Annotated in this window: 8 protein-coding genes; all 8 read left to right on the top strand. The window is 75.4% G+C overall.

Features of this window, described 5'->3' with window-relative positions; genetic code table 11:
• Window positions 1-323 precede the first annotated feature (323 nt).
• The 8 genes from AB6N24_RS21175 (at window position 324) to murC (ending at window position 11,786) form a co-directional block, all read left to right on the top strand.
• On the top strand, window positions 324-2,162 hold the full coding sequence (locus AB6N24_RS21175) for a peptidoglycan D,D-transpeptidase FtsI family protein (protein ID WP_412871339.1): 1,839 nt from the start codon (window positions 324-326) through the stop codon (window positions 2,160-2,162).
• Window positions 2,163-2,241: 79 nt separating this feature from the next.
• On the top strand, window positions 2,242-3,831 hold the full coding sequence (locus AB6N24_RS21170; RefSeq protein ID WP_412871338.1) for a UDP-N-acetylmuramoyl-L-alanyl-D-glutamate--2,6-diaminopimelate ligase: 1,590 nt from the start codon (window positions 2,242-2,244) through the stop codon (window positions 3,829-3,831).
• Complete coding sequence (locus tag AB6N24_RS21165) at window positions 3,828-5,288, top strand: UDP-N-acetylmuramoyl-tripeptide--D-alanyl-D-alanine ligase (RefSeq protein WP_412871337.1); 1,461 nt, start codon at window positions 3,828-3,830, stop codon at window positions 5,286-5,288. The genes AB6N24_RS21170 and AB6N24_RS21165 overlap by 4 nt, the downstream gene beginning before the upstream one ends.
• Window positions 5,285-6,367 carry a phospho-N-acetylmuramoyl-pentapeptide-transferase gene (gene mraY, locus AB6N24_RS21160; protein ID WP_412871336.1) on the top strand — a complete coding sequence of 361 codons (1,083 nt, stop codon included), beginning with the start codon at window positions 5,285-5,287 and terminating at the stop codon, window positions 6,365-6,367. The genes AB6N24_RS21165 and mraY overlap by 4 nt, the downstream gene beginning before the upstream one ends.
• Window positions 6,367-7,794, top strand: a complete 1,428-nt coding sequence (gene murD / locus AB6N24_RS21155) for a UDP-N-acetylmuramoyl-L-alanine--D-glutamate ligase (protein ID WP_412871335.1) — start codon at window positions 6,367-6,369, stop codon at window positions 7,792-7,794. The genes mraY and murD overlap by 1 nt, the downstream gene beginning before the upstream one ends.
• 11 nt (window positions 7,795-7,805) lie before the next feature.
• Window positions 7,806-9,056, top strand: coding sequence for a putative lipid II flippase FtsW (gene ftsW / locus AB6N24_RS21150; RefSeq protein WP_412871334.1), 1,251 nt, complete (start codon window positions 7,806-7,808; stop codon window positions 9,054-9,056).
• Window positions 9,049-10,293 carry an undecaprenyldiphospho-muramoylpentapeptide beta-N-acetylglucosaminyltransferase gene (gene murG / locus AB6N24_RS21145; RefSeq protein WP_412871333.1) on the top strand — a complete coding sequence of 415 codons (1,245 nt, stop codon included), beginning with the start codon at window positions 9,049-9,051 and terminating at the stop codon, window positions 10,291-10,293. The genes ftsW and murG overlap by 8 nt, the downstream gene beginning before the upstream one ends.
• 95 nt (window positions 10,294-10,388) lie before the next feature.
• Window positions 10,389-11,786, top strand: coding sequence for a UDP-N-acetylmuramate--L-alanine ligase (gene murC, locus AB6N24_RS21140; protein WP_412871340.1), 1,398 nt, complete (start codon window positions 10,389-10,391; stop codon window positions 11,784-11,786).
• Window positions 11,787-11,841 lie beyond the last annotated feature (55 nt).

Genomic DNA, 11,841 nt, shown 5'->3' with positions numbered 1-11,841 from the left:
GTGCTCGACGTCGTGCCGGTGCTCGCCGTAGTGGTCGATCATCTGCTGCGCCTCGGGCAGCCCCGGGACGACGCGCGCGCGCCGGCGCTGCCCGCACCTCCGCCGCCCGCGCCTCCGCCCCGCGCACCTCCACCGGTCGCGCGACGCCGCTCGCCGCGAGCAGGACCACCAGCGCCCCGCGCACCGCTCGTCCGGACGACCCGGCGCCGCGGACGTCGGTGCCGCGCACCTCCGGACGAGCCACGACCCCCGGGGTCGCGCCGCTCCGCGCGCCCGCCCCGCGTGCGTCGTCGTCCACGCGCACGCCGCCGGCGGGTGAGCGCGTGCTGCGCCCCGGCCCGGCCGGACGCACCACCGTGCGCCGCGGGCTCGTCCCGTCGGAGGGCGTCCGGGTTCCCGCCCGCCGCGTCCCGCCACCCCCCGCCCCGCCGCGCGAGCCCGCGGACCCGCACCGCCGCCAGGCCGTGCTCACGGTGCTCGTCCTCGTGCTGCTCACGGTCTTCGCCGGGCGGCTCGTGTACATCCAGGGCTTCCAGGGCGAGGCCATCGCGGCGAAGGCGCTCGAGGAGCGGCTGTCGTACGCCGAGCTCATCGCGGCGCGCGGCCAGATCACGGACGCGAACGGCAAGCCGCTCGCGACGTCGGTCGAGCGCTACACCATGCACGTCAACCAGCGCGAGCTCGCCGAGTGGGAGCTCAAGGGCAGCGACCCGCTCGTCGCGGGACCGGCGGGCGCCGCCGCGAGGATCGCCCCGATCCTCGGCATGAACCCGGCCGAGCTCGGCGCGGTGCTCACGGGCGACGCCAAGTACAAGGTCGTGCAGCGCGACGTGCTGCCGGCGCAGGTCCGCGCGATCCGCGACCTCAAGATCTACTCGATCGGCTTTGACCCGACGCCCAAGCGCGTGTACCCGAACGGCATCGTCGCGGGGAACCTGCTCGGCTGGGTCAACCGCGAGGGGCAGGGCGCGTCGGGGCTCGAGGCCCTGCTCGACGACCGGCTCGCCGGGACGCCGGGTCTCGCGGTGTGGGAGCGCGGGCGCCTCGGTCAGGAGATCCCGGGCGGCTTCCAGGACGGGACGAGCCCGCAGGCCGGCGACAGCGTGCAGCTCACGCTGCTCAACGACCTCCAGTTCTACGCCCAGGAGGCGATCGACGCCCGGGTGGCCGAGACGGGCGCGAGCTCGGGGGTCATCGTCGTCCTCGACCCGCGGACGGGGGAGCTGCTCGCGCTCGCCGACTCGGGGGCGGTCGACCCGAACCAGCCCGCGGCGGGCAACCTGCGCGGCTCGAGCGCGATCTCGGACGTCTTCGAGCCCGGCTCGACCGCGAAGGTCGTGACGATGGCCGCGGCGCTCGAGCTCGGCCTGACGACGCCGACGACGCCCTACGAGGTCCCGTACCAGTACACGACCGCCAACGAGCAGACGTTCAAGGACTCGCACGAGCACGCCGGTCTCAAGCTCACGACGACGGGCGTGCTCGCGGAGTCGTCGAACACGGGCACGGTGATGATCGGGCAGGACATCCCGCAGCAGGTGCGCCACGACTACCTCGCGAAGTTCGGCTTCGGCTCCCAGCTCGGCATCGAGCTGCCCAACGAGTCGAGGGGCCTGCTGCACCCCGCCGAGGACTGGGACGGGCGCACGAAGTACGCCGTCCTGTTCGGCCAGGGCGTCTCGGTGACCGCGCTCCAGGCGACGTCGGTGTTCGCGACGATCGCGAACGACGGCGTGCGCGTCGAGCCGCACCTGATCAAGGGCTGGACGTCGGCCGACGGCACGCCCGCGGCGGCCGAGCCGCCCACGTCGACCCAGGTCGTCTCGCCGCAGACCGCCGACACCGTGCTGACGATGCTCGAGAGCGCGGTCGACGAGGGCACCGGCGGCAACGCCGCGATCCCGGGCTACCGCGTGGCGGGCAAGACCGGGACCGCGCAGAAGTTCAACCCGAACGGCATCACGGCCTCGTTCATCGGCGTGGCGCCGGCGGACGACCCGAGGGTCGCCGTCGGGGTGTTCCTGCAGGACCCGCGCTCGTCGGAGTGGGGCGGCACCGTCGCGGCGCCGGTCTTCAGCGACGTGGCGGGCTTCGCGCTCCAGGAGCTCGGCGTGGCCCCGTCGGGGGTCCCCGCGGAGCTGTTCCCGACGACGTGGGAGTGAGCCCGCAGGCCCCGCGTCGACCGGACGGGGGACTCCCGCCGCGCCGCTGGGGCGCCTCCGACCGGGGTAGATTCTCCCCATGACGTCCCCCCAGGGCCGGCTGCGCCCTGAGCATCCCGCCACGCACCGGGTCGTCGACCTCGTCGCCGCGTTCGAGCTCGAGGTACGCGGCCCGGCCCCTAGTCCTGACGCCGTCCTCACGGGCGTGACCGTCTCGAGCCCCGACACCGCCCCGGGTGACGTCTTCGTCGCCCTGAGCGGCGCGAAGGTGCACGGCGCCGCGTACGCCGGGCAGGCCGTCGGGCAGGGCGCGGTCGCGGTGCTGACCGACGAGGCCGGTGCGGAGCTCCTCGCTCACGCGGCCGACGGCCTGCCCGTGCCCGTGCTCGTGACCTCCGACGCCCGGGCGCTCGCCGGCCCCGTGGCCGCCTGGGCGTACGGTCACCCGGCCGCCGGGCTCGCGAGCGTCGGCATCACCGGGACCAACGGCAAGACGACCACGACGTACTTCGTCGACGCGGCGCTGCGCACGGCGCACGCGCGCACGGTCGTGCTCGGCACCGTCGAGCTGCGGATCGGCGACGACGCGATCGAGAGCCCGCGCACGACCGTCGAGGCGCCGGTGCTGCAGGCGATCCTGGCGCTCGCCCGCGAGCAGGGGGCGACGGCGGTCACCACCGAGGTCTCGTCGCACGCGCTCGCGCTCGGCCGTGTCGGCGGGCTCGAGCTCGACGTCGCGGGGTTCACGAACCTGCAGCGCGACCACCTCGACTTCCACGGCGACATGGAGGGCTACTTCCGCGACAAGGCCCGCCTGCTCGCGCCCGGACAGGCGCGCCGCGGGGTCGTCGTCGTGGACGACGCGTGGGGCCGGCGGCTCGCGGCCGAGGCGCGGATCCCCGTGGAGACCGTCTCGACGCACGTCGGCGCGGACGTCGCCGCGAGCGCGGACTGGGCCGTCACGAGCGCGGACATCGGGCTCGACGGCGTCGGTTCCACGTTCACGCTGCGCGGGCCCGACGGCACCGAGCATGTCGCCGCGAGCCCGCTGCCCGGCCTGGTCAACGTGTCGAACGCCGCGCTCGCCGTCGTGCTCGCGCACCGCGCGGGCGTCGACCTCGCGACGGCCGTCGACGCGGTCGCCCACTCGCACGCGATCCCCGGCCGCATGGAGCGCGTGATCGAGCGGGCCCCGGGCACGCCGCTCGCGCTCGTCGACTACGCCCACACGCCCGACGCCCTGGTGCTCGCGCTCGAGGCCGTCCGCCCCATCACCCCCGGGCGGCTCGTGATCGTCTTCGGGTCGGACGGCGACCGCGACCGCGGCAAGCGCCCGATCATGGGCGAGGTGGCCGCGCGCCTCGCGGACGTGCTCGTCGTGACCGACGAGAACCCGCGCTCGGAGGACCCCGCCTCGATCCGCGCCGCGATCCTCGACGGCGTGCGCGCCGAGCGTCCGTCGCTCGCGGACGTGCACGAGGCGACCAGCAGGACCCAGGCCATCCACGACGCCCTCGACCTCGCGACGGACCAGGACACGATCATCATCACCGGCAAGGGCCACGAGCCCACCCAGGAGATCGCCGGGGTGTTCCACCGGTACAACGACCGTGACGTGCTGCGTGCGGCGCAGGCCGCGCGGCACGAGAGCCAGGGGCTGCTCGCGTGATCGCGCTCACGGCGGCCGACATCGCGGCCGCGACCGGCGGCGTGCTGCGCCCGGACACGCTCGACCCCCGCACCGTCGTGCCCGGCCCCGTCGTGGTCGACTCGCGCCAGGTCGGTCCGGGCTCGCTCTTCGTGGCGCTGCCCGGGGAGCACGTCGACGGCCACGACTTCGCGGCGGGCGCCGTCGCCGCGGGCGCGTCGCTCGTCGTCGCGGCGCGCGAGCTCACCGGACCCGGGGGAGAGGCGCTGCCGTGCGTCGTCGTCCCCGACGTCGAGAAGGCGCTCGGCGACCTCGCGCGCGACGTGCTCGTGCGGCTGCGCGAGGCCGCGGTCGAGCCCGGGGGCTCGGGCCTCCAGGTCGTCGCGGTGACGGGCTCGGTCGGCAAGACCACGACCAAGGACCTGCTCGCGCAGCTCTGCGGTGCGGCGGGCCCGACGGTCGCGCCCGAGAAGTCGTTCAACAACGAGATCGGCCTGCCGCTGACCGTGCTGCGGGCCGACGAGCAGACGCGCTACCTCGTCCTCGAGATGGGCGCGAGCGGGATCGGTCACCTCACCTACCTGACCGACATCGCCCCCCCGGACGTCGCGGTCGTGCTCGTCGTCGGCTCGGCGCACCTGGGCGAGTTCGGCGGGATCGAGGCCGTCGCCCGCGCCAAGTCCGAGCTCGTCGCGGGCCTCGTGCCGGGCGGCACCGCGGTGCTCAACGCGCAGGACGAGCGCGTCATGGCGATGGCCGAGCTCGCGAGCGGCGACGTCGTGACGTTCGGCGGCACGCCCGACGCGACCGTCCGCGCGACCGACATCCGCCTCGACCGCGCGGGTCGCGTCTCGTTCACGCTCGTGGCCCCGGGCGCCGACGGCACCGACGCGAGCGCGCCCGTGCAGCTGCGGCTCGTGGGGGAGCACCACCTCAACAACGCGCTCGCCGCGGCGGCCGCCTCGCTCGCGGTCGGCCTGCCCCTCGAGCACGTCGCGCAGGTGCTGAGCGCCGCCGACGCGCTGAGCCCGCACCGCATGCACGTCGTCGACCGCCCGGACGGCGTCACGGTCGTCGACGACTCCTACAACGCCAACCCGGACTCGATGCGGGCCGCGCTCAAGGCCCTCGCGGTGCTCGCCGGGAGGGACCGGCGCTCGGTCGCGGTGCTCGGGGAGATGCTCGAGCTCGGCCCGGACGCGCGTGCGGAGCACGAGGCGATCGGGCTCATGGTCGTGCGGCTCAACGTCGCCTTGACCGTCGTGGTCGGGGCGGGCGCGCAGGCGATCGCCGACGGGGCGATGCGCGAGGGCTCGTGGGGCGACGAGGTCGTGGTCGTGCCCGACGTCGACGCCGCTGAGCGGTTCCTCGCCGAGGAGCTGCGCGCGGGCGACGTCGTGCTCGTGAAGTCGTCGTACGGGTCCGGGCTCTGGCAGCTGGGCGACCGGCTGCTCGCACCCCAGGAGGTCGCCCCGTGAGAGCGGTCCTGATCTCCGGCGGCCTGTCGATGCTCGTCGCGCTGCTGGGCACGCCCCTGTTCATCCGGTTCCTGATCCGCCGGCAGTACGGCCAGTTCATCCGGCAGGACGGCCCGACCGCGCACTACACCAAGCGCGGGACGCCGACGATGGGCGGCGTCGTCATCATCGGCGCGACGCTGCTCGGCTGGGTCGGCGGCCTGATCGCGACGCAGCAGCTGCCGAGCGTGTCCGCGGTGCTCGTGCTGTTCCTCATGACCGGGCTCGGCACCGTCGGCTTCCTCGACGACTTCATCAAGATCTCCCGGCAGCGCAGCCTGGGCCTCAAGGCGAAACCCAAGATCCTCGGCCAGGGCCTCGTCGGCATCACGTTCGCGGTGGCCGCGCTGCAGTTCCCGAATGACCAGTTCCGCACGCCGGCGTCGACCCGGGTCTCGTTCATCCGCGACACGAACATCGACCTCGCGTTCGCCGGCGCGACCGTCGGGCTCATCCTCTTCGTGCTGTGGGCCAACTTCCTCATCACGGCGTGGTCCAACGCGGTGAACCTGACCGACGGGCTCGACGGGCTGGCCACGGGCGTCTCGCTCATCGTCTTCGGCGCGTACGTGCTCGTGGGCGTCTGGCAGTTCAACCAGAGCTGCCAGTTCCTCGCGACCGCCGGGCCACGCTGCTACGAGGCACGGGACCCGCTCGACCTCGCGGTCGTCGCCGCGGCGATCACCGGGGCGTGCTTCGGGTTCCTGTGGTGGAACGCGAGCCCCGCGAAGATCTTCATGGGCGACACCGGCTCGCTCGCGCTCGGCGGCGCGCTCGCCGGCCTGTCGATCCTCTCCCGCACCGAGATCCTCGCGGCGATCATCGGCGGGATGTTCGTGCTCGTCGTGCTGTCCGACGTCATCCAGATCGGCTTCTTCCGGATGACCGGCAAACGCGTGTTCAAGATGGCGCCGCTGCACCACCACTTCGAGCTCTCGGGCTGGGGCGAGGTCACGATCGTCATCCGGTTCTGGATCATCGCCGGGCTGTTCGTGGCCGTCGGCGTCGGCATCTTCTACGGCGAGTGGGTGGCCGGCTAGTGGACCTCGCACGTCACCGGGTCGTCCTCGCGGGGCTCGGGGTCTCCGGGCGCGCCGCGCTCGAGGTCCTGACGGCCGCGGGGGCGCACGTCGTCACCGTCGACCGGCACGCCGCCGACGCCGACGCGTCCGACTCCGCGGCCTTCGTCGCGGGCGGGGGGCTCGACGAGGTCGACCTCGTGGTCGCCTCGCCGGGCTGGCCGCCGAGCGACCCGCTCCTGGCAGGCGCCCTCGAGCGCGGGGTGCCCGTCTGGAGCGAGGTCGAGCTCGCGTGGCAGCTCCGCGTCGACCGCGCGGGCGGCGGCGGTCCCGCGCCGTGGCTCGCCGTCACGGGCACCAACGGCAAGACCACGACCGTGGGGATGCTCGCCTCGGTCCTGCGTGCCGGCGGCGAGCACGCGGCGGCCGTCGGCAACGTCGGGACGCCGGTCGTGCTCGCGGCGACAGACCCGACGCTCGACGTGCTCGCGGTCGAGCTCTCGAGCTTCCAGCTGCACTTCACGCACTCGATGTCGGCGCAGGCGGCCGCGGTGCTCAACGTCGCCGAGGACCACCTGGACTGGCACGGGTCGTTCGACGCGTACGCGGCGGACAAGGGCCGGGTCTACGAGCGGGCGCAGGTCGCGTGCGTGTACAGCGCGGCCGACCCGCGCACCGAGGAGCTCGTGCGCGAGGCCGACGTCGAGGACGGCGCGGTCGCGGTCGGCTTCACGCTCGGGACCCCGCGCGTGGGCCAGGTCGGCGTCGTCGAGGACGTGCTGGTGGACCGCGGCTTCGCGTCGTTGCGCCACACGCACGCCGCCGAGCTCGGCACGCTCGCGGACCTCGCGCACCTCGCCGGGGCGGACGGCGCCGTGCCGCCGCACGTCGTCCAGAACGCGCTCGCCGCCGCGGCGCTCGCCCTCGCGCACGGGGTCGCGCCGGTCGCGGTGCGGGACGGGCTGCGCGCCTACGCCCCGGGCGGGCACCGCATCGAGCGGGTCGCGGAGACCGGCGGGATCACGTGGGTCGACGACTCGAAGGCCACGAACCCGCACGCCGCGGCCGCCGCGCTCGCGTCGTTCGAGGCGGGCACGGTCGTGTGGGTCGCCGGCGGGCTGGCCAAGGGGGCGACCTTCGACGAGCTCGTGCGCACGCGCCGGGACCGGCTGCGGGGCGTGGTGCTGATCGGCGTCGACCAGCAGCCGCTCCGGGACGCGCTGGACCGACACGCGCCCGAGGTTCCCGTCGTGGCCGTCGATCCCGGTGACACTGGATCGGTGATGACCCGCGCCGTCGACTCCGCGCGCGCGCTCGCCGGGACGCAGACCCCCGCGACCGTGCTGCTCGCGCCGGCGTGCGCGTCGATGGACCAGTTCACCTCCTACGCCGAGCGCGGCGACGCGTTCGCCGCGGCCGTCCGGGCGCTCGCGCCGGACGAGTCCTGAGGCCCGCGGCCGTGGCGCAGACGACGCCCGCCCGGCCCGGTGCGGTCGAGCCCCCGTCCCCGGGTCGCTCGCGCGCCGGGTCGCTGCTCGGGCAGTGGGACAGCGCCGTGACGAGCTACTACGTGCTCACGGGCGCCACCGCGCTGCTCATCGTGCTCGGGCTCGTGATGGTGCTGTCGAGCTCGAGCGTCGAGTCGCTCGCCGCGAACGAGTCGCCGTACGCGGTCTTCGTCACCCAGGCGCAGTTCGCGCTCATCGGCGTGCCCGTGATGTTCGTCGCGTCGCGCCTGCCCCAGCGCTTCTACACGCGCATCGCGTGGCCGGCTCTCGCTGTCGCCGCCGTGCTGCAGCTGCTCACGCTCACCCCGCTCGGCCTGAGCGCCGGAGGAAACCGCGGCTGGATCGGCTTCGGGTCCTTCACGATGCAGCCCGCGGAGGTGGTCAAGCTCGCCCTCGCCGCGTGGCTGGGTGCCGTGCTCGCGCGCAAACGCGCTCTGCTCGGTGAGTGGCGCCACGCCCTGGTGCCCGCGGTGCCCGTCTCGGTGCTCATGGTCGGGCTCGTCATGCTCGGGCACGACCTGGGCACCGCTCTCGTGCTCATCGTGCTCGTGGCCGGCGCGCTGTTCATCGCCGGTATCCCGCTGCGCGTCTTCGGCTTCGCCGGGGCGATCGCGGCCGTGGGCGTCGCCGCCCTCACGATCCCCAGCGCGAACCGCAGGAAGCGCATCTTCTCGTGGCTCAGCGACGAGTGCGACATCACCAACGAGTGCTACCAGTCCGAGCACGGGATCCGGGCGCTCGCGACCGGCGGCTGGGGCGGGGTCGGGCTCGGCGGCAGCGCGGAGAAGTGGTCCTACCTGCCCGAGGCGCACAACGACTTCATCTTCGCGATCATCGGCGAGGAGCTCGGGCTCATCGGCACGCTGCTCGTGCTGGGCCTGTTCACGCTGCTCGCGCTCGCCATGTTCCGCATCATCCGGCGCCACCCGGACCCGTCCGTCAAGATCACCACGGGCGCCGTCGCGTGCTGGGTGATCGGGCAGGCGCTCGTCAACGTCGGCGTCGTGATCGGTCTCGTCCCGATCATCGGCGTCCCGCTGCCGCTCGTCTCCGCAGGCGGGTCGGCGCTCATCGTGACCATGACGGCCCTCGGCATGGTCATCTCGTTCGCGCGCGCCGAGCCCGGTGCTGCCGAGGCCCTCGCCGCGCGCCCGCACGTCGTGCGCCGCTCGCTCGCGGTGCTCGGGAGGATCCGTGCCTGACCTGCCCGTCCGTTCCGTCCTGCTCGCCGGTGGGGGGACCGCCGGCCACGTGAACCCGCTGCTCGCGGTCGCCGAGGAGCTCCGCCGCCGTGACCCCGGCGTCCGGCTCACGGTGCTCGGCACCGCGTCGGGCCTCGAGGCGCGTCTCGTGCCCGAGCGCGGGCTGCCGCTCGCGCTCGTCCCGCGCGTGCCGCTCCCGCGCCGCCCGAGCTCGGACGTGCTGCGCCTGCCGGGGCGCCTGCGCGAGGCCGTGCGCGCCGCGGGTGACGCGATCGACGCGAGCGGCGCCCAGGTCGTCGTCGGGTTCGGCGGGTACGTCTCGACGCCCGCGTACCTCGCCGCGCGCTCGCGCGCCGTGCCGGTCGTGGTGCACGAGCAGAACGCCCGCCCCGGGCTCGCGAACCGGCTCGGCGCCCGCTGGGCGGCCTCGGTCGCGGTGACGTTCCCCGGGACGGAGCTGCCCGGCGCGCTCGTCACCGGGCTGCCGCTGCGTCCCGAGATCGCGGGGCTCATCGCGGACCGCGCCCGCGACGCCGCGGGGACCCGCACCGACGCGGCCCGCCGGCTCGGGCTCGACCCGGCGCTGCCGACGCTGGTCGTCACGGGTGGCTCGCTCGGTGCCGTGAGCGTCAACGCGGCGATCGCGTCCGTCGCCGCGGACCTGATCGCCGCGGGCGTCCAGGTGCTGCACTCGACCGGCGCCGGGAAGGCGGACGCGGTGCGCGCCGTCGTGGACGGGCTGCCCGGTGCCGACCGCTACCACGTGCGCGAGTACCTCGACGAGATGCAGCTCGCGCTGGCGTGCGCCGACGTCGTCCTGGGCCGCTCGGGCGCGGGGACCGTCAGCGAGATCGCGGCGCTCGGGCTGCCCGCGGTGTACGTCCCGCTGCCCATCGGCAACGGGGAGCAGCGCCTCAACGCGGCGCCCGTCGTCGCGGCCGGCGGCGGTCTCGTCGTCGCGGACGACGAGCTCACGGCGCCGTGGCTCCGCGAGCACCTGCTGCCGCTGCTCGTCGGACCGGGCGCGCGCGGGGAGCGTGAGCGGATGAGCGCCGCGGCGGCCTCCGTGGGCGTGCGCGACGCGGCCGCCCGCGTCGCCGACCTCGTCGAGGCGCACCTCGCGCCGGCGAGCGCCACGGGTCCCGCACGCGGCGCGGCCTCGGACGGCACGGCGGCCGACGGCACGGCGGAGGACGGCGCAGCGGCGCACGGCGTCCCGTCGGGGGACACGCCGTGAGCCGGCCCGCTCCCACGGACGTCCAGGAGCTCGTCGCGGCCGACGGCCTGACGGTCCTCGGCCGCACCCACCTCGTCGGCGTCGGCGGCGCAGGCATGTCGGCGGTCGCGGGGCTGCTCGCGGCGCGAGGCGTGCCGGTCAGCGGGTCCGACGCGCAGGACGGTCCGGCGCTCGTCCCGCTGCGGGCTGCGGGCGTGACGGTGTTCGTCGGGCACGACGCGGCGCACCTCGACGGGGTCGACACCGTCGTGGTGTCCTCCGCGGTCCGCGAGTCCAACGTCGAGCTCGCGCGCGCACGGCGCGACGGGCTGCGCGTCCTGCACCGGTCGGAGGCGCTCGCCGCGCTCATGGTCGGGCGACGCGCGGTCGCCGTGGCGGGCGCGCACGGGAAGACGACGACGTCGGCGATGGTCGCGACGGCGCTGCTCGAGGCCGGGCTCGACCCGTCGTTCGCGATCGGCGGCACGGTGCTGACCGCGGCGGGACCCGTGGCGGGGGGCCGGCCGGGCGAGGGGCCGACGTTCGTGGCCGAGGCCGACGAGTCGGACGGCTCGTTCCTGGCGTACGCGCCCGAGGTGGCGATCGTGACGAACGTCGAGCCCGACCACCTCGACCACTACGGCACGCGCGAGGCGTTCGAGGACGCGTTCGTGGCGTTCACCGAGCGCGTCGTCCCCGGGGGGTTGCTCGTCACGTGCGTCGACGACCCCGGCGCCGCGCGGCTCGTCGAGCGCACGCGCGCCGGCCTCGCCGCACGCGGCGTCGACGTGGTCACGTACGGGACCGACGCCCGCGCGGACGTCGTCGTCGGGCCCGTGCGGCTCCAGGGCGGCTCCTGGTCCGCGACGCTCGACGCCGCGCCGGCGATCGGCAGCACGACGCTCGTCCTCACGGCCCCCGGCGCGCACAACGCGCTCAACGCGGCCGCGGCGTACGTCGCCGCACGGCGGCTCGGGGCGTCGGTCGCCTCCGCGACCGCGGGGCTCGCCGCGTTCCGGGGCACGGGCCGCCGGTTCGAGCACCGCGGCGACGCCGGCGGCGTCCGGGTCGTCGACGACTACGCGCACCACCCCACCGAGGTGGCCGCTCTGCTGCGGGCCGCCCGGGCGGTCGCGGGGGACGGGCGCGTGCTCGCGCTGTTCCAGCCGCACCTGTTCTCGCGCACGCGGACGTTCGCCACGGAGTTCGCCGAGGCGCTCGACCTCGCGGACGTCGTCGTGGTCACCGACGTGTACGCGGCCCGCGAGGACCCGGACCCCGAGGTGACGGGGGCGATGATCACCGAGCGCGTCCCGACCGAGGGCCGGGCGACGTTCGTCGCGGACCGGGCCCAGGCCGCGGTGGCCGTCGCTCGCGCCGCCCGGCCCGGCGACCTGCTGCTGACGATCGGCGCGGGCGACGTCACCGCACTGGTCCCCGACGTGCTCGCGGAGCTCGCGCGCGCGGCCGGAGCCGGTGCGGGCCCGCAGTCGGGCGTCGCGGAGGACGCATGACGCCTCCGCCGCGCCGTCCCGTGACGGGCCGCCCGGCACGTCCACGGCCGGCGCC

Origin of the sequence: Cellulomonas jepli, from assembly GCF_047229345.1 — a bacterium.
Taxonomy (GTDB): domain Bacteria; phylum Actinomycetota; class Actinomycetes; order Actinomycetales; family Cellulomonadaceae; genus Cellulomonas_A.
Note: the sequence above shows the minus strand (reverse complement) of the source record. Positions and strands in the feature narration are given on the sequence as shown.